Raw genomic sequence first — 18,286 nt, 5'->3', positions numbered from 1 at the left:
ACAAGGTGATTATTATGGCAAAATCAAGTAACTTTTTTAAAGCAGTACTAGGTATTGGTGCAGCAACTGCAGCAGTATTATTATCAAGAAAAGAAAGCAGAGATCGTCTAAAACAAGAGTATGATAAATACAAAGAAAATCCAGAATCATACAAAGAAAATGCTAAAGAATTAGCGAACCAAGTTGCATCTAAAGCAACTGAAACGTTCAACGAAGTAAAACAAGATCCTAAAGGCTATGCTGAAAAAGTAAAACAAGACTCTAAAGGTTTCTTACAAGAGCAAAAAGCTCGCTTCTCTAATTCAGAAGATGCAACATCACCAACTTTAGATGATGTTAAACAATCTGATGAAGCACAAAATAATATCAGAATTGTGACTGAAGAAGACTTAAAACAAAATGACAATAAAGGTTCAAACGATACTAAATAATAGCAATTGAACTTTCAGTACCTTAGCGAATAGCTAAGGTATTTTTTTATTTAAAAATTTCATTCTGAGATGACTGTGATGACAACATTTTGAGATTAAGTCAGAAAATTAAGTAGGTTCCCACTGTTGTTTAAGAATCAGTTAGGGTAAAATATAGAGTGAACTAAAATTTGAGAAGGAAGTTGATCACGAATGTGGAAAGAAAAAGTGCAAGAATACCAAGATCAAATTATTGCTGATTTAAACGGCTTACTTTCAATTGAAAGTGTCAGAGATGATAGCAAAGCTACACCTGATGCACCGCTAGGTCCAGGTCCTAGAGCTGCGCTTGATTATATGTATCAAATTGCAGAACGTGACGGATTTAATGTCCACGATGTCGATCATGTTGCAGGAAGAATTGAAGCAGGTAAAGGTGAAGACTTATTCGGCATTCTTTGTCATGTTGACGTGGTACCTGCAGGTGAAGGTTGGGATACACCACCGTTTGAACCGACTGTAACTGAAGATGCAATTATTGCACGTGGTACATTGGATGATAAAGGTCCAACAATTGCTGCGTACTATGCGGTTAAAATCTTAAATGAAATGAATGTAGACTGGAAAAAACGTGTACACATTATCATTGGCACAGATGAAGAATCAGACTGGACTTGTGTAGAGCGTTATTTCAAAACAGAAGAAATGCCTGAACTAGGCTTTGCACCTGATGCAGAATTCCCTGCAATCCATGGTGAAAAAGGTATTACAACATTCGATATTGAATTAGCTGGCGAAGCAAAAGATTCTACTGATACAAATTCAGAAGTTACACTATTATCATTTGAGTCTGGACAACGCTATAACATGGTTCCAGATGAAGCAATTGCACATCTCAAAGTTAAAAATAACAATTCAGAAGTAACAGAACGTTACCAACAATATCTAGAAGCACATGAACTTGTAGGTAACAGTGAATTAGAAGACGATAAGCTGGTTTTACGATTAAAAGGTAAAGCGGTTCATGGTATGGACCCATCTATCGGTTTAAATGCCGGCTTGTTCTTACTCCACTTCTTACGTGGATTAGAATTAGATACTCAAGCAGCTAAATTCGTTGATTTAAGTGAACGTTACTTATTCGAATCTCACTTCGGTGAAAAAATGGGTATGAAATTCCATACTGATAAAATGGGAGACTTAACAACAAATATCGGTATTATTTCATATACATTGCCTGAAGGCGGAAGATTCGGTGTGAACTTACGTTATCCAGAGGGATTTGAATTTGATGAAGCAATTGAAGGATTCAAGCATGAAGTGAATGATTTAGGATTCGAACTTAAACTTGGGAAAGTTCAACGTCCGCACTATGTAGATAAAGAAGATCCATTTGTACAATCATTAGTTCAAGCTTATCGTAATCAAACAGGTGACATGACTGAGCCTTATACAATTGGCGGAGGTACTTATGCACGTAATCTAGATAAAGGCGTAGCATTCGGAGCAATGTTCAGCGACTCAGAGGACTTAATGCATCAAAGAAATGAATATATTACGAAAAAACAACTTTTCAATGCTACTAGCATTTATTTAGAAGCGCTATACGCATTATGTGTGGAGGAATGAGTATGACAAACAAGGTATTTTTGAACGGCCAATTTGTAGATGAACAGGATGCAAATGTACCATACAATGACAGAGGTTATAACTTTGGTGACGGTATTTACGAATACATTCGTATTTATGACAATACATTATTTACTGTAAAAGAACACTTTGAAAGATTTTTACGAAGTGCGTCAGAATTAAATATTGATTTAGATGAAACAATAGAATCACTAACTGACAAAGTAAAAAAACTTGCAGAAGTAAATAATGTTGAAAATGGTGGGGTGTATATCCAAGTTACTCGTGGTGCAGCACCAAGAGATCATGCATTCCCTGGACCAGATGTTAAACCTCAGATGATGGCATTTACAAGAAGCTACGGCAGACCTGTGGAAAAACTAGAAAATGGTATCAATGCTGTTACTGTAGAAGATATTCGTTGGTTAAGATGTGATATCAAAAGCTTAAATTTATTAGGCAACGTGCTTGCGAAAGAATACGCTGTGAAATATAACGCTGATGAAGCAATCCAACATCGTGGCGAAACAGTTACTGAAGGAGCTTCAAGTAACGTTTACGCAATTAAAGACGGTGTTGTTTATACACATCCTACGAATAATTATATTTTGAATGGTATTACGAGACGAGTTATTAAAGCAGTTGCTGAAGAACAAGAAATCCCATTTAAAGAAGAAACGTTTACAGTGGATTTCTTAAAACAAGCAGATGAAATTATTGTCTCTAGTACGTCTGTTGAAGTGATGCCTGTAATTAAATTGGATGGTGAAGCGGTCGGCAATGGTGAAGTCGGCCCAATTACTCGCCAATTACAAAAAGGCTTCGAACAAAAAATTGAGGAAAGTCATTAATTGCATGATTTTCTCCAACTTACCTTGAAAATGTGTTATAATTTTATTTTGTCGCTACTGAAAATTTAATTATTTTCAATAGCTTTCTAGAAAGTAAAATGTGTCTTTTTGTTTCTCATTTTTGGTTGAAAACCAAGGTTAAAAATTATAAAATTAACAATGAGTGCTAAGGACGTAAAAGTATTAAACTTTTTAAAGAAATATAAAATATGGCTCTTGAAATACATTTCTAGAGCCATTTTCTAATTGAAAGCGAGGTGAACGTGTTGGAGCAGTTCTATCAGTTAGGATGGACTTTAGATTCTGCTGGAGGCGCATCCGGAGAGGCTTATATGGCCGAACAAGATGGTCAAAAGCTATTTTTGAAAAGAAATTCTAATCCATTTATAGCGGCATTATCAGCTGAAGGTATTGTCCCTAAATTAGTTTGGACAAAACGAATAGAAACAGGGGAAGTTGTCACAGCGCAACATTGGAAAAATGGCAGAGAATTAACTTTCGAAGAAATGACTCAGACAAGAGTGGCTAAGTTATTGAAAAAAATTCATAGCTCAAAAACATTATTGACCATGTTGAAAAGAATGGAAATGGAACCTATAACACCAGATATTCTATACAATAAAATCAATACCTCGCTTTCCAGACAGGTACTGACGCACCATGTAGTCAGAAAAGCCTTGACGTATCTTGAAGAGCATAAACCTCATTTGGACCCTCGCTTTTATACAGTCGTTCATGGAGATGTAAATCATAATAATTGGTTGCTATCTGATCGTGATGAACTTTATTTAGTCGACTGGGAAGGTGCAATGTTAGCAGATCCTGCCATCGATATCGGAATGCTGCTTTACAATTACGTTCCTCAAAATGAGTGGTCAGAATGGCTTGAAAAATATGGTTGCAAAGAATCATTAGATTTAAGTAAAAGAATGAAATGGTATACCGTTATTCAAGCGATTGGTCTTGTAGAGTGGTCTGAAGAACAGAAACGTTATAAAGATATGAATATATGGCTGAAATTTTTAAATGAAGTGATGAACAGCAACGTATTTATTTGAGGAGAATAAGCAAATGAGATTAAGAAATAAACCTTGGGCAGAGGATTATTTGCGCAAACATAATACAGTTGTAGATATGGATGGAACGCATGCTGGCGAGATGTCAGCATGGTTCGATAAATCACAACCGATTTATATTGAAGTCGGTTCTGGAATGGGGCAGTTTATTACAGAACTCGCTGTACAACATCCTGAAGTCAACTTTGTCTCTTTAGAAAGAGATAAAAACGTGATGATTCGTGTGTTAGATAAAGTGTTGGAAAAGGATTTGCAGAATATCAAACTAATTTGTAATGATGCAATGGAATTAACTGATTACTTTAAACCTGGCGAAATTGATCGTGTTTATTTAAATTTTTCTGATCCTTGGCCGAAAAAACGACATGCGAAGCGAAGACTAACGTATCACACGTTCCTTGCATTATATAAAACGATTTTGAAAGAAGATGGAGAAATCCATTTCAAGACTGATAATCGAGGATTATTTGCTTATAGTTTAGAAAGTATGTCTCAGTTTGGTATGTATTTTACTAAGATTAATCTCAATCTTCATGATGAAGATGATGAGGATAATATTGAAACTGAATATGAAAGAAAGTTTGCGGATAAAGGTTCACGTATTTACCGAATGGAAGCAAAGTTTCATCATTAATCACTGCATTCAATAGAATGCAGTTTTTTTGCGTTTCTAAAGTTTGAAAATATGTCTATATCAACCTATACTTAGTTATATATCTGAACGTTAGGGTGAGGCTTTTGAAACTAGGAAAATTTAAAATCCATGATTTGAACGGTGGTATGACGCACATGGACGGAGGCACAATGTTCGGTCCAGTTCCGAAACCCTTATGGGATAGAAAAATACCAGCAAATGAAAAGAACCAAGTACCCATGAGTGTATCTCCGATTTTAGTTCAAACAGAAGAACACAATATCTTGATTGATACAGGTTTAGGTGAAGGTAAGCTTACTGAAAAACAAAAACGTAACTTTGGTGTTGAAAATGAAGGATTAATTGAAGAAGGGCTGCAAAAGCTCGGTTTAACATCAGAGGACATTGATATTGTCTTGATGACCCATATGCATTATGATCACGCTTCAGGTTTATCTGATGTAGAAGGTCATGCGAAATTCCCTAATGCAGTTCATTATATACAACAAGATGAATGGCATGAATTTTTAGCACCTAATCTACGCAGTAAAGCAACATATTGGCCTGAACTTAATCTCGGTGATTATCAAAAGCATTTAATTTTATTTGAAGATGAGATTGAGGTTGTGCCAGGTGTTCATATGTATCATACGGGTGGCCATAGTTTTGGACACAGTATAATTACTATTGAAAGTGATGGAGAAAAAGCAGTCCATATGGCAGATATTTTTCCTTCACATGCGCATATGAACCCATTATGGGTAACATCATATGATGATTATCCAATGCAATCAATCAGAGAGAAAGAAAGATGGCTGCCTTGGTTGATTATGCAGGATTATTGGTTCTTGTTTTATCATGATGCGTCATACTTTGCGCTTAAATTTGATAAAGAAGATCATTCTATCAAAGCAGAAATAAAAAGAAATCAATAACTTAAAACAAATGCAACAAAAAAACAATGTCTCCGTTATACGGAAACATTGTTAGAATAAGTATGCATACCAATATCATTAAACTTCTTTTATGTTAATGATTTTACCATTTGTCGCATCGGCGATAAATTCATAATTACTGATTTTGCCGTGGTTTTTAGTTGTAACACCGCCACGGTATATTTCATAATGAATACCGTCTTGTTCGAATGGTTGAGGTTCTGAGACAATGTATGACCCTGTCACGTTCATAAAGTAGCTTTTCACTTCTTCAATTAACTTTTGCGGGTTATACTTTTTAGTGCCTAAAAATGTGAGGTAAGCTAGTAAACTACTCAATAAAACTGTGATTGGTAATACTATCAATAACAAAATTTTTCTTCGAGACATCTCAATTTATACCTCCACTTACGTTATAACAATATTCTACCATAACATTAGGAGGATAATGAATTATTAAGGAGCGATGAACAGTGGAAATTGCGAAAAATGAAACATTACAACATATTAAAGCTTTAACAGAATTTCATGGTGCACCAGGTTTTGAACAAGATTTAAGAGCGTACATAAAAAAAGAAATGGAACCATACGCTGACGAGTTCATCTATAACCGTATGGGTGGATTTTACGCGGTAAAAAAATCTAAAAAAGAAAATGCGAAAAAAGTGATGGTAGCAGCACATATGGATGAAGTCGGTTTTATGATTACTGACATTACATCAAATGGTATGCTGCACTTTACGAACTTAGGCGGCGTTGCTGCAGATATATGGCAAGGTCAACGTTTAAAAGTCAAAACAAGACAACAAGAAATTATTACAGGTGTTGTTGCAAGCATTCCTAAACATTTCAGAACAGGTAATGAAGGTCAACCGCAAATTAAAGATTTAATGTTAGACATCGGTAGTGACTCTGCAGATGAAGTCAGAGCACGTGGTGTAGAGATTGGAGATTCAATTGTTCCTGATACCTCTTTAATTCAATTATCTGAACATCGTTTTGCGGGTAAAGCATGGGATAATCGTTATGGTTGTTTATTAGCGATTGAAATTTTAAAATTATTTAAAGACAAAGAACTAGATGTTGATTTATATGTAGGTGCAAATGTCCAAGAAGAAGTCGGTTTAAGAGGTGCACGTGCAGCTGCAGAACAAATTGATCCAGATGTAGCATTTGTAGTCGATTGTTCACCAGCTAACGATATGAAAGGTGTACAACAACTTTCTGGTAAACTGGGAGCAGGAACATTAATCCGTATTAAAGATGGAACCATGATTCTTAAACCAGCATTCAGAGATTATTTATTAGAACAAGCACAACAACATGATATTAATACACAATATTATATTTCACCAGGCGGCACTGATGGAGGAGAGATTCACAAAGCGAACATAGGTATCCCAACTGCAGTCATTGGTGTTTGTGCACGCTATATTCATAGCTCCGATTCAGTATTTGATATCAGAGACTATTATTCAGCAAGAGCATTACTTGAAGTATCTATTTTAGGATTAGATGATGAAACCATTGCACATTTACAATATTCATAAATAAGAAGAAAGAAGTGGATAAATATGAAACAATTAGAATCAGTAGAAGCGTTTGAACAACTTAAACAAGGTAAAACTGTATTTATGTTTACAGCAGATTGGTGCGTAGATTGTCGTTTTATCGCACCGAGACTTCCTGAATTAGAAGAAAAACATCCGGACTATACATTTGTGTCAGTAGATCGCGATAAATTTATTGATTTAGCAGCGGACTTAGGAATTATGGGGATTCCAAGCTTTTTAGTTTACGAGAACGGTGAACAAGTCGGAAGTTATGTCAGCAAAGATAGAAAAACGATTGAACAAATCAGCGAATTTATTACGAATATTTAAATAAAAATACCCTTAGGAAATTCACATTTTTTCTGTTCCTAAGGGTATTTTTACGGTAAACTATAAAAAGGTATGTAATTAGGAGTGTTAATATGAATGTCTTTCAAATGAGAGATAAACTAAAAGAACGTTTAAATCATTTAGATGTTAATTTTACATTTAATAGAGAAGAAGATACCTTGCGCATTGCACGTAAAGATAATGGTAAAGGTGTAACGATTAGATTAACACCCATCGTCGCGAAATATAACGATCAACAAGAAAAAATTGTTGATGAGATTGTTTACTATGTCAATGAAACAATTCAACAAATGAGTGATGATGCACTGCAACAAATGGACAATATCAAAGTGATGCCAGTGATGCGTGCAGCAAGTTTCGATAAGGAAACTAAAGAGGGGCATCCGTTTGTGATTGATGCACATACAGCAGAAACAAATATCTATTATGCATTAGATTTAGGAAAGTCTTATCGACTCATTGACGAATCAATGCTGAAACAATTAAATGTGACTGCACAACAAATTAAAGAAATGGCATTATTCAATATCAGAAAATTAGATAACCCATACAAAACAGATGAAGTTAAAGGCAATCTGTTCTATTTTATTAATACGAATGATGGGTACGATGCGAGTAGAATTTTAAACACGCCATTATTAAATCAATTTGAAGAAAACTGTGAAGGTGAAATGTTAGTAGCTGTTCCGCATCAAGATGTTTTAGTTGTGGCAGATATCAGAAATAAAACGGGTTACGATGTGATGGCTCATTTAACCATGGAATTCTTCACGAAAGGTCTTGTACCAATTACATCGCTATCATTCGGATACGATAATGGCCACTTAGAACCTATCTTTATCTTGGCTAAAAATAATAAAAACAAAAAAGATAAGAGTCCAAATGTGGTCCAAGAATTGAGCACAGTAAAAAATCAAAAGAAAAACGATAAGAAATAAGGAGAATAGATAATGAATTTATTTTACAACTTAAACGGCGTAGGAGATGTAGCATTCTTACAAGTAGAACCTGCTGAAGGAGAGTTCGACTATACAACACATGGTGACGTAGTGAGAATTACGTTAGATGGTAAAGCTGTAGGATATAATATCTTCAATGCTTCTAAGCATTTACCAATCGAAGGTAATGGACATATTAAACTTACACCAGAATTATTAGATGGTTTACAAAACGTCTTAAAAGAATCAGGTATTGACGATCAATTAGATTCTGACTTATCACCAAAATTTGTAGTAGGTTATGTTAAAACTAAAGAAAAACATCCAAATGCGGATAAATTAAGCATTTTACAAGTAGATGTTGGAAATGAAACATTACAAATTGTATGTGGTGCGCCAAATGTTGAAGCAGATCAAAAGGTTGTAGTCGCAAAAGTAGGCGCTGTAATGCCTAGCGGTATGGTTATTAAAGATGCTGAATTACGTGGTGTACCATCAAGCAGTATGGTTTGCTCAATGAAAGAATTAAATTTACCGAACGCACCGCAAGAAAAAGGAATTATGGTATTATCTGAGGATTACCAAACAGGACAACCATTTTTCGAAGAATAAAGTGATTGGAAGGAAGTGACATTATGAACTGGTTTGATAAATTGTTTAGTGATGAAGACGAAGAAGAAGTTTATCAAAGAAAATATAGTCAGCGCAGACAAAAATTAGAAGAAAAAGAACGTCGTCGTCATGCATTACTACCAGAAAATAATGATATTTACGAACGTCCAAAAGGTAATTTTAGATTTCCACTTCATGTGAATGATTCTGACCAACAAACAGAATCAGATTCAGAATCCAATCATTCTGAACCAACTTATGAGTCAGAAGAATTTGTTGAAACTTCTTCGTATCAAAAACCAGACCGTCGTCATAGAAGAAGACGTACGTTTTATGATGACGATACACCATCATTTCGTTCTTCACGCAACACACGTAAGCAATCAGAATCAAAAGAACGTGCTCCAGAACAAACGCATCAAAGAGAACATCAAAATAGACGTGTACAGAATTATTCGACACGCTATGATACGAAAGATATTTATTATAAAAGTGGTGAATTCAGAGCTGAAGAAGTACCTTCAGCTATTTTCGGTACGAAAAAACGTCATCCTTTAGAAAATGGTGTTATTCAACGTTCAGAGGGTGTTACTGAAGAACCTAAAAAGCAACAAGAAAAAATACCGACAGATCCATTAAATGGTTCACGTAAACAAGCTTCAAAAGCACATGAAGTTGAAACAAGAGAATCCGAAGACACAAAAAATGAAACAGAACAACTGTCTTCTAAAGATTCACAACACCAAGTGAAACAAACACCTAATTATTCTAAAGCGGATAATACAATTAATATTAATAATATTTATGCTTCACAAATTGTTGAAGAAATTCGACGTGAACGCGAACGAAAAGTGTTACAACGCAAAAAATTCAAAGAAGCACTTCAACAAAAACGTGAACAAGAAGATGTCAGCTCAATTCAAAAGGCTATTGATGAAATGTATGCTGAACAAGCCAAACAGTATGTAGAAGATCCAGTCTTCCAAGAAAATGGCTTTGAAAAAGAAAAAGAAGCCAGAGCTGCTGAAGACCAAGAAGGCGAAGAAACACAACAACCTACCTCAGAACACATACAAACAGAAACGTCTGAAGAAACGTCAACACAACCACAAAACGACTTTGACTATGAAGAAGTAGATTTAAACCAAGTTCAAGACATGCATCAATTAGACGAACAAGACGTTAAAGTTGTAGAAGATGCTCCTGAAGAAACACAACAACTTGAATCAGAATCACCTCAATCTGAGACAGAAAATCTAACAGAGTCTCCTGAGCCTTTACCAGAAGTTTCTGAAGCACAATATACCGAAATTGAAGATGAAGAAGAACCAGTTGAAAGTGAACAGGAAGAAGTACCAGAAGAACCTGTAAATGGAACTGAAATGCATGAAAGTACTGACGAACAGGAATCAGAACCAGTACAAGAAACATCAGAAGAACCTGAAGATGAACAGGATGAACTACAAGAAGATAATTCTACGGAGGTTCAAGAACCTGTGTTAGCACCAGATAGTAATACATCTAAATCAGAGGCAACGAAAACTGATGAGACTAAAGAAGAAGTCACAGAAGAAAAAGCAAAATCGAGCCTTGAACCTCAATTGAAACCAGATCAACCAAAATCTGATGATGCAGAAAAAGAAGAGTCAAAAACAGAAATAAAAGAGGAACAAGAAGAATCAGTTGAACAAGAAGAAACTAATGAAAAAGTTTCTACACCTGACTCTAATAATGAAGAACAAGAAGAAAATAAAGCAGAGGCAGAAGAAGTTAAAACTGAACAACCGAAAATTTCTCGTCCAATTCGTAAAGGTGCTAAGCCGTTCAATGTGATGATGACACCATCAGACAAACGTCGTATGATGGATGCACAAAAACGTAAAGCTGCACAAACTTCAAAAACACAAACAAGTGGTTCTGCGGTTTCTTCAGAGCCTGAACAAAGCGTGGTTTCACAAACGACTGAAGTTTCGACTCATGACGACAGTGAACCACAATCATCACAATATGAAAATCAAAACTCTGATCAACCAAAAGCTGAACAAGGACATATCACAACAAGTGTACAGACAGCAAAAACGACACAATCTAATGCACAAGAGGAAGTTAAGCAACCTGTAACTGCACAAAAGGAACCTGTTCAAGCACATCACGAAGGTATTCGAAAAGGGCCTAATTTAAAACTGCCAAGTCTAGATTTATTAGATGAACCAGAAGTACATGAAGTTGACCAAGAGTGGATAGATGAGAAAAAAGAAGAGTTGAATGATGCATTTTATTACTTCAATGTACCTGCAGAGGTTAAGAATGTTACAGAAGGACCTAGTGTGACACGTTTTGAATTATCTGTTGAAAAAGGGGTAAAAGTTTCTAGAATCACTGCATTACATGATGATTTGAAAATGGCTTTAGCCGCCAAAGATATTCGAATTGAGGCACCGATTCCAGGTACAAGTTTAGTAGGTATAGAAGTACCAAATATATCGCCAACAAAAGTGAACTTAAAATCTATTATTGAGAGTCCTCAATTTAAGAATGCAGAATCTAAATTAACAGTTGCGATGGGTAATCGCATCAATAATGAACCGTTATTAATGGATATTGCGAAAACGCCACACGCACTGATAGCAGGGGCTACGGGTTCAGGTAAATCTGTTTGTATCAACAGCATATTACTTTCACTATTATATAAAAATCATCCAGAAGAGTTGAAACTCTTGCTGATTGATCCGAAAATGGTAGAGTTAGCACCATACAATGGTTTACCGCATTTAGTATCACCTGTGATTACAGATGTCAAAGCAGCAACACAAAGCTTGAAGTGGGCTGTTGATGAAATGGAAAGACGTTATAAATTATTTGCGCAATATCATGTGCGAAATATTACAGCTTTCAATAAAAAAGCTTCATACGAGCAACGTTTGCCTAAAATTGTCATTGTAATCGACGAGCTTGCAGACTTAATGATGATGGCACCGCAAGATGTAGAGCAATCTATTGCGAGAATTGCACAAAAAGCACGTGCATGCGGTATTCATATGCTTGTAGCAACACAACGTCCATCTGTAAACGTTATTACAGGATTAATCAAAGCGAATATTCCAACTCGTATCGCATTTATGGTATCATCTAGTGTGGATTCAAGAACTATATTAGATAGCGGCGGTGCAGAACGCTTACTTGGTTACGGAGATATGTTGTATCTTGGTAATGGTATGAATAAACCAATTCGCGTTCAAGGCAGCTTTGTGTCTGATAAAGAAATCGATGCAGTTGTCGATTTTATTAAGGCACAACGTGAACCGGAATATTTATTTGAAGAAAAAGAATTGTTAAAACAAACAAAAGCACAACCTAAAGATGAGTTGTTTGATGATGTATGTCGATTTATGGTTGCAGAGGGCAATATCTCAACATCACTCATTCAGCGTCATTTCCAAATTGGTTACAATAGAGCTGCACGAATTGTTGACCAACTTGAAGCGTTGGGTTATATTTCAGGTTCGAACGGTTCGAAACCAAGAGAAGTTTATTTGACTGCAGCTGAAATAAATGAGGAATAAGAAAGAAGGAGTTTAAGTATGACACACTATCATTTTGTCGGTATTAAAGGCTCTGGTATGAGTTCATTGGCGCAAATTATGCATGATTTAGGCCATGAAGTTCAGGGCTCCGACATCGACCAATATGTGTTTACAGAAGATGCATTAAGAAATAAAGGGGTTAAAATTTTGCCATTTAACCCAGACAATATTCAAAAAGGCATGGTTGTTATTCAAGGAAACGCCTTTTCAGATGAACATGAAGAAATTGTCCGCGCAAAAGAATTAGGATTAGAAATTATTGATTATCCTACATTCTTAGGCCATGTCATTGAGCAGTATACGTCTGTAGCTGTGACAGGTGCACACGGCAAAACATCTACAACAGGCCTTTTATCACATGTAATGAATGGAGATAAAAGAACTTCTTTCTTAATTGGTGATGGCACAGGTTTAGGTATTCCTCAAAGTGAATATTTTGCATTTGAAGCATGTGAATATAGACGTCACTTTTTAAGTTATCATCCGGATTATGCGATTATGACGAACATCGACTTTGATCATCCTGATTATTTTAAAGATATTGATGACGTTACAAGTGCGTTCCAAGAAATGGCGCATAATGTCAAAAAAGCAATTATCGCATGGGGTAAAGATGACCATTTAAGAAAAATTAAAGCAGATGTTCCTGTTTATTACTATGGATTAGAAAAAGATGAAGATATTTATGCTGATAACCTTCAAATTACAGAACATGGTACATCGTTTGACGTGTACATTGACGGTAAATTCTTCGACCATTTCTTATCACCGCAATACGGGGATCATAATATTTTAAATACACTTGCGGTTATTATGGTTTGTCATTTAGAAGGTCTTGATGTAAAAAATATTAAAGAAGCGTTAGAAACATTCGGCGGAGTGAAACGTAGATTTAATGAAACAAAAGTACATAATCAAGTAATTGTTGACGATTATGCCCACCATCCGCGCGAAATTAATGCTACAATTGAGACAGCACGTAAAAAATACCCGCATAAAGAGGTTATCGCTGTCTTTCAACCGCATACGTATTCTAGAACAAAAGCGTTCTTGAATGAGTTTGCTGAAAGCTTGAATAAAGCAGACCGTGTCTTCTTATGTGATATTTTCGGATCTATCCGTGAACATGAAGGCAGTTTGACAATTCAAGATTTAATTGATCGCATTCCAGGTGCGCAATTAATCGGTGAAAAAAATGTAAATATATTGAAATCATATGAAGATGCTGTGATTTTATTTATGGGTGCAGGGGATATTCAAAAAGTTGAACGTGCCTATTTAGACAATCACGGAGTAATTAATGAATTTTAATATGTTTATGTTAAAATATGTATGGGTATTAAGTAAAAATAAGACATAAGCAATTTAGGAGGCGTTTTTAATGGACTGGATTTTACCTATAGCAGGTCTAATTGCAGCTATAGCATTTTTAGTATTAGTAATCGGAATTGTAGTTGTTCTTTTATCTGTTAAGAAAAACTTAGACTACGTGGCTAAGACTCTTGATGGAATTGAAGGACAAATTCAAGGGATTACAAGAGAATCAACAGATTTACTTCATAAAGCAAACCGCTTAACTGAAGATATTCAAGATAAAGTGGACCGCTTAAATTCTGTAGTTGATGGAGTAAAAGGTATCGGTGACTCTATCCAAGATTTAGATGGATCAGTGGACCGAGTAACTAACTCAATTGCACATAATATTTCTCAAAACGAAGATAAAATTTCACAAGTCATCCAATGGTCAAACGTTGCGATGGAAATTGCTGATAAATGGCAATACAGAAAACAACGTAGAGAAAGTGCAAACTACAGAGGATAATGGTTAAATGCAGTTCTAACTGGAACTGTGTACCTCATCTGTAGGCTACATTATCAATTATAAGACGTACTAACTGCACTTAAATGAGGTTGAATCAACTTTGTTTAAGTGCTTTTACTTTATAGGAGGCAAATACATGAGAAAGAACGACGAAGCTAGATTAGAAATTTACGAAGTTGAAGCTATGTCTGATACTGTCCGTAAAGATTTCGTTTATGGGTTCATCGCAGGAATATTTATTGGTACAGCAGGTGGTTTTGTGATTAATCAAGTGAAAAAACGTAAACAACTTGAAAAGCAAAATCAACCAGCAGAAGCAAAGAAACCATCAGTGAAAGAAAAAGTGTCTGCACAGACAGATGCGCTTAAAGCAAATGCACAAAGTCAAATTCAAGATATTAAAGATAAAGCACAACAGCTTAAATCTGATGTAAAACAAAAATTCAACAATGATGAACAAGAAACAGATCCAAAAGCATTACGAGCGCAACGTGAAGCAATTCGTAATGAAGCAGCAGCACATGATTTAGCAAATGTTTCTCCGCAAGCTCAAGATGTTCAAACAGACAACAATCCTTTAAAATCTTCACAACCAGATACAGTGCCTTTCCATGAATTTACAGCAACAGGAAATGCATTAGCAGCGAAAGAAAAAGCTAAATTAATTGAAAATGATAATACAGTAGCAACTAAAGTAGCTGAACTATTTGAAGCTAAACCAGTAAAATCAAGTGGTTTTAAAACAGTTCCAGTATTAGTTACAGTTGCAGCTGCAACAACAGCAGTAGGAAGCAAAAAAGCTGCGGATGCTAAAGCAGCAAAACCTGCAGATGCTGAAAAACGTACAGCACAAACACATGAGAAAGCTTCATTCAATAAAGGTGTTATTACGCATGATAAAGCAACTGCTAATCATTCAGAAGCACACAAAACACCAGAAGCTTCAGGTAAAGTAGAATCTAAGACTGTTAATGATACAAAAACAACGAAAACAGAAACAACTAAAACGACAAACACACCTAAGAAAAATGCATCAACAACTAAGCAGACAGCGAAAGCTACTTCACCGAAAGATGCGACAAAAACTACAAAAACAACAACACAAAAACCAGCAGCAAAAGGAAACAAAACAACGACACAAAAAACAACAACAAAGACAACAAAATCAGCTGCAAACAAATCAACAAAGAAACCTAGTGTAACACCAGCGAATAAGAAAACAACGAATAACACTACAAAGACACAACCAAAAGGTGAAACAACTACGAAGAAAATTGAAAAGAAAACATTCAATGACTAATTGTACCTAAAAGAAATCAACCTTATTCTTTTTGAGGTTGATTTTCTTTTTTACTTTTGGTTAAATCTAGTTAAGGAATTGTGAGAAAATTAATAATAATCGAAACAATTCGATTTATTTCGCTTTTCCTCTTGATTAATGATAAAGTTCTTGCTAGAATAACTGTTAAATTCAATATTTTTATCGCTTTAAAGCGTGATAAATTGGATGCAAAAATTACATAGAGGTGACCAAATAATGAATAAGTTAGAACAGTACAGAAATGAAATTCAAGACATTAATGAAAAGATTTTAGACTTACTAGTAGAACGTGGTAAGTTAGCACAGAAAATAGGGGATGAAAAGCGTAAACAAGGTACTAAGGTTTATGATCCTGAACGTGAAAAAGTAATGTTGAATGCTTTAATCGAAAAAAATAATGGTCCATTTAACGATAATGTAATTAAACAATTATTCAAAGAAATATTTAAAGCATCCACTGACTTACAAAAATCTGATCGTGAAAAACATTTAATTGTTTCAAGAAAATTAAAAGCAGAAGATACAATTGTACGCTTTGACAATGGTGGAGTTATTGGTGATGGCAACAAGTCATTCATTTTCGGTCCATGTTCAGTAGAATCACAAGAACAAGTCGATGCAGTTGCTCAAGACTTACAAAGTAAAGGATTAAAATTCATCCGTGGCGGTGCTTTCAAACCACGTACTTCTCCTTATGACTTCCAAGGTCTAGGATTAGAAGGATTGAAAATTCTTAAAAACGTTAAAGATAAATATAATTTAAATGTTGTAAGTGAAATCGTAACACCAGCTGATTTAGAATTGGCAGATGATTACCTAGATGTGTTCCAAATTGGTGCACGTAACATGCAAAACTTCGAATTATTAAAAGAAGCAGGACGTACAAACAAACCAATTTTATTAAAACGTGGTTTATCTGCGACAATTGAAGAGTTCATTTTCGCAGCAGAATATATTGCATCACAAGGTAACCAAAATATTATCTTATGTGAACGTGGTATAAGAACATACGAAAAAGCAACACGTAATACTTTAGATATCTCAGCAGTACCGATTCTTAAACAAGGTACACACTTACCAGTAATGGTAGACGTAACACATAGTACAGGAAGAAAAGATATTATGCTTCCAACAGCTAAAGCAGCTTTAGCAGTAGGTGCAGATGGTGTTATGGCAGAAGTACATCCTGATCCAGCTGTTGCATTAAGTGATAGCGGACAACAAATGGATATTGAACAATTCAACAAATTCTATGATGAGCTAAAACCACTTGCTGATATGTACGATAGCAAGCAATTACGCTAATATATAGTTAATTGAAAGCCTTTTAAATTAAAGTATTCAAACCTTTGATTTAAAGGGCTTTTTTGTGTTTTGCAAAACATCATATGTGTGACAAAACAGTGACAGCAGAAAGTTTTGTTTTGAGTTTGTGACAAATTATGGTACACTTTGAAAATGTTGTGAAAACTTACTATAATAGTGTTTGAAACGCTTTCAGAAAGGGTGATATTATGACCGTTACTATTTATGATGTTGCAAGAGAAGCGCGTGTTTCCATGGCAACTGTTTCTCGTGTGGTAAATGGCAACCAAAATGTCAAACCAGAAACTAGAGATAAAGTAAATGCAGTCATCAAAAAGCTTAACTACAGACCTAATGCTGTTGCACGAGGGTTAGCAAGTAAAAAAACAACAACAGTCGGGGTAATTATTCCAGATATCTCGAATGTATACTATTCTCAACTCGCAAGAGGGTTAGAAGATATTGCAACGATGTATAAATATCATTCAATTATTTCTAACTCTGACAATGATTTAGAAAAAGCTAAAGAAATTTTTAACAATCTACTTAGCAAACAAGTAGATGGTATTATTTTCTTAGGCGGAACACTCGATGCAGAATTGGAAAGTTTAATTGAAAACTCTTCTGTACCTGTTGTAGTTTCAGGAACAAGTGATGATGATAATACAGTTGCTTCTGTAAATATCGACTATAAACAAGCTGCTGAAGAAGTGACTAATCATTTAATCAATTCTGGCGCAAAACGCTTTGCCTTTGTTGGCGGCAATAACTCTGAAAAAGCAGAAAACGATGTGTTATCTAGTTTAAGAGATACACTAGCATCACATGGTTTATCTTTAGAAGATAATCTGACTTTCAGAGGTAAAGAAACATATCGCGATGGTATTAAAGCTTTTGAAGATATTAAAGCGTATCAACCAGATGCAATTTTATCTATCAGTGATGAACAAGCTATTGGTATTGTCCATGCTGCTGAAGATGCGAATATCAACATTCCATCTGATTTACAAATTGTAAGCTTTAATAATACACGTTTAGTTGAAATGGTACGTCCGCAACTATCAAGTGTCATTCAACCGCTTTATGACATCGGTGCAGTAGGTATGCGTTTACTTACTAAATATATGAATAATGAAACGATTGAAGATTCAACGGTCATTTTACCATATCGTATAGAGTATCGCGGTACAACAAAATAAGATGTATAAATTTAAAAGTCTGAAAGAAAGTCACATTACTTTCCTCCAGACTTTTTTATTTTCCTT

The 18,286-nt window shown here is 35.1% G+C and carries 17 protein-coding genes; 16 read left to right on the top strand and 1 reads right to left on the bottom strand.

Going from position 1 to position 18,286, the window contains the following annotated elements:
* The first annotated feature begins 14 nt into the window (after nucleotides 1-14).
* The 6 genes from HMPREF2603_RS11350 to HMPREF2603_RS11325 all read left to right on the top strand — a co-directional run bounded on the left by HMPREF2603_RS11350 (nucleotide 15) and on the right by HMPREF2603_RS11325 (nucleotide 5,535).
* Complete coding sequence (locus HMPREF2603_RS11350; RefSeq protein ID WP_060804821.1) at nucleotides 15-431, top strand: YtxH domain-containing protein; 417 nt, start codon at nucleotides 15-17, stop codon at nucleotides 429-431.
* A 192-nt stretch (nucleotides 432-623) separates the two neighbouring features.
* Nucleotides 624-2,039, top strand: coding sequence for a dipeptidase PepV (gene pepV, locus HMPREF2603_RS11345; protein ID WP_060804820.1), 1,416 nt, complete (start codon nucleotides 624-626; stop codon nucleotides 2,037-2,039).
* A gap of 2 nt (nucleotides 2,040-2,041) precedes the next feature.
* Nucleotides 2,042-2,890, top strand: coding sequence for a D-amino-acid transaminase (gene dat, locus HMPREF2603_RS11340; RefSeq protein ID WP_023015988.1), 849 nt, complete (start codon nucleotides 2,042-2,044; stop codon nucleotides 2,888-2,890).
* 266 nt (nucleotides 2,891-3,156) lie between these two features.
* Nucleotides 3,157-3,948: a phosphotransferase family protein gene (locus tag HMPREF2603_RS11335; protein ID WP_023015987.1), complete on the top strand. Its 792-nt coding sequence runs from the start codon at nucleotides 3,157-3,159 to the stop codon at nucleotides 3,946-3,948.
* Between the two features lie 13 nt (nucleotides 3,949-3,961).
* Nucleotides 3,962-4,600: a tRNA (guanosine(46)-N7)-methyltransferase TrmB gene (trmB, locus tag HMPREF2603_RS11330; RefSeq protein ID WP_060804819.1), complete on the top strand. Its 639-nt coding sequence runs from the start codon at nucleotides 3,962-3,964 to the stop codon at nucleotides 4,598-4,600.
* Nucleotides 4,601-4,704: 104 nt separating this feature from the next.
* Complete coding sequence (locus tag HMPREF2603_RS11325) at nucleotides 4,705-5,535, top strand: YtnP family quorum-quenching lactonase (RefSeq protein ID WP_057509792.1); 831 nt, start codon at nucleotides 4,705-4,707, stop codon at nucleotides 5,533-5,535.
* Nucleotides 5,536-5,613: 78 nt separating this feature from the next.
* On the opposite strand, the gene HMPREF2603_RS11320 is transcribed toward HMPREF2603_RS11325, so the two are convergent.
* A complete protein-coding gene (locus HMPREF2603_RS11320; protein ID WP_002481220.1) occupies nucleotides 5,614-5,925 on the bottom strand; it encodes a hypothetical protein in 312 nt (103 codons plus the stop codon).
* A gap of 83 nt (nucleotides 5,926-6,008) precedes the next feature.
* Here HMPREF2603_RS11320 and HMPREF2603_RS11315 point away from each other — a divergent pair, with 83 nt between their 5' ends.
* The 10 genes from HMPREF2603_RS11315 (at nucleotide 6,009) to ccpA (ending at nucleotide 18,220) form a co-directional block, all read left to right on the top strand.
* Nucleotides 6,009-7,085, top strand: coding sequence for a M42 family metallopeptidase (locus HMPREF2603_RS11315; protein ID WP_060804818.1), 1,077 nt, complete (start codon nucleotides 6,009-6,011; stop codon nucleotides 7,083-7,085).
* A 24-nt stretch (nucleotides 7,086-7,109) separates the two neighbouring features.
* On the top strand, nucleotides 7,110-7,418 hold the full coding sequence (locus tag HMPREF2603_RS11310; protein WP_002481218.1) for a thioredoxin family protein: 309 nt from the start codon (nucleotides 7,110-7,112) through the stop codon (nucleotides 7,416-7,418).
* Between the two features lie 92 nt (nucleotides 7,419-7,510).
* On the top strand, nucleotides 7,511-8,377 hold the full coding sequence (locus tag HMPREF2603_RS11305) for a DUF1444 domain-containing protein (protein WP_002481217.1): 867 nt from the start codon (nucleotides 7,511-7,513) through the stop codon (nucleotides 8,375-8,377).
* Between the two features lie 12 nt (nucleotides 8,378-8,389).
* The gene (gene ytpR, locus HMPREF2603_RS11300) at nucleotides 8,390-8,989 is read left to right on the top strand and encodes a YtpR family tRNA-binding protein (RefSeq protein ID WP_060804817.1); all 600 of its coding nucleotides are present in this window, start codon (nucleotides 8,390-8,392) and stop codon (nucleotides 8,987-8,989) included.
* A gap of 23 nt (nucleotides 8,990-9,012) precedes the next feature.
* Entirely contained in the window at nucleotides 9,013-12,552 is a 3,540-nt protein-coding gene (locus tag HMPREF2603_RS11295) for a DNA translocase FtsK (RefSeq protein WP_060804816.1), read from the top strand.
* Between the two features lie 18 nt (nucleotides 12,553-12,570).
* A complete protein-coding gene (gene murC / locus HMPREF2603_RS11290) occupies nucleotides 12,571-13,884 on the top strand; it encodes a UDP-N-acetylmuramate--L-alanine ligase (RefSeq protein WP_002481214.1) in 1,314 nt (437 codons plus the stop codon).
* A gap of 70 nt (nucleotides 13,885-13,954) precedes the next feature.
* Nucleotides 13,955-14,395 carry a DUF948 domain-containing protein gene (locus tag HMPREF2603_RS11285; RefSeq protein ID WP_002481213.1) on the top strand — a complete coding sequence of 147 codons (441 nt, stop codon included), beginning with the start codon at nucleotides 13,955-13,957 and terminating at the stop codon, nucleotides 14,393-14,395.
* A 136-nt stretch (nucleotides 14,396-14,531) separates the two neighbouring features.
* The gene (locus tag HMPREF2603_RS11280; RefSeq protein WP_060804815.1) at nucleotides 14,532-15,695 is read left to right on the top strand and encodes a hypothetical protein; all 1,164 of its coding nucleotides are present in this window, start codon (nucleotides 14,532-14,534) and stop codon (nucleotides 15,693-15,695) included.
* A gap of 234 nt (nucleotides 15,696-15,929) precedes the next feature.
* The gene (locus tag HMPREF2603_RS11275) at nucleotides 15,930-17,021 is read left to right on the top strand and encodes a bifunctional 3-deoxy-7-phosphoheptulonate synthase/chorismate mutase (protein WP_031262773.1); all 1,092 of its coding nucleotides are present in this window, start codon (nucleotides 15,930-15,932) and stop codon (nucleotides 17,019-17,021) included.
* Between the two features lie 209 nt (nucleotides 17,022-17,230).
* Nucleotides 17,231-18,220, top strand: coding sequence for a catabolite control protein A (ccpA, locus tag HMPREF2603_RS11270; RefSeq protein ID WP_002481210.1), 990 nt, complete (start codon nucleotides 17,231-17,233; stop codon nucleotides 18,218-18,220).
* The last annotated feature ends 66 nt before the right edge of the window (nucleotides 18,221-18,286 follow it).

Source organism: Staphylococcus sp. HMSC055C03 (assembly GCF_001809385.1).
GTDB classification, from domain to species: domain Bacteria; phylum Bacillota; class Bacilli; order Staphylococcales; family Staphylococcaceae; genus Staphylococcus; species Staphylococcus simulans.
The sequence above is the reverse complement of the archived record's forward strand: the minus strand, read 5'-3'. Positions and strand labels throughout refer to the sequence as shown.

What these genes read in the sequence shown, in the direction of transcription:
- HMPREF2603_RS11310 (WP_002481218.1), top strand. Translation starts at nt 7,110, where the DNA reads ATGAAACAATTAGAATCAGTAGAAGCGTTTGAACAACTTAAACAAGGT.
- ytpR (WP_060804817.1), top strand. Translation starts at nt 8,390, where the DNA reads ATGAATTTATTTTACAACTTAAACGGCGTAGGAGATGTAGCATTCTTA.
- dat (WP_023015988.1), top strand. Translation starts at nt 2,042, where the DNA reads ATGACAAACAAGGTATTTTTGAACGGCCAATTTGTAGATGAACAGGAT.
- HMPREF2603_RS11350 (WP_060804821.1), top strand. Translation starts at nt 15, where the DNA reads ATGGCAAAATCAAGTAACTTTTTTAAAGCAGTACTAGGTATTGGTGCA.
- HMPREF2603_RS11295 (WP_060804816.1), top strand. Translation starts at nt 9,013, where the DNA reads ATGAACTGGTTTGATAAATTGTTTAGTGATGAAGACGAAGAAGAAGTT.
- ccpA (WP_002481210.1), top strand. Translation starts at nt 17,231, where the DNA reads ATGACCGTTACTATTTATGATGTTGCAAGAGAAGCGCGTGTTTCCATG.
- HMPREF2603_RS11320 (WP_002481220.1), bottom strand. Translation starts at nt 5,925, where the DNA reads ATGTCTCGAAGAAAAATTTTGTTATTGATAGTATTACCAATCACAGTT.
- HMPREF2603_RS11285 (WP_002481213.1), top strand. Translation starts at nt 13,955, where the DNA reads ATGGACTGGATTTTACCTATAGCAGGTCTAATTGCAGCTATAGCATTT.
- HMPREF2603_RS11280 (WP_060804815.1), top strand. Translation starts at nt 14,532, where the DNA reads ATGAGAAAGAACGACGAAGCTAGATTAGAAATTTACGAAGTTGAAGCT.
- pepV (WP_060804820.1), top strand. Translation starts at nt 624, where the DNA reads ATGTGGAAAGAAAAAGTGCAAGAATACCAAGATCAAATTATTGCTGAT.
- HMPREF2603_RS11305 (WP_002481217.1), top strand. Translation starts at nt 7,511, where the DNA reads ATGAATGTCTTTCAAATGAGAGATAAACTAAAAGAACGTTTAAATCAT.
- trmB (WP_060804819.1), top strand. Translation starts at nt 3,962, where the DNA reads ATGAGATTAAGAAATAAACCTTGGGCAGAGGATTATTTGCGCAAACAT.
- murC (WP_002481214.1), top strand. Translation starts at nt 12,571, where the DNA reads ATGACACACTATCATTTTGTCGGTATTAAAGGCTCTGGTATGAGTTCA.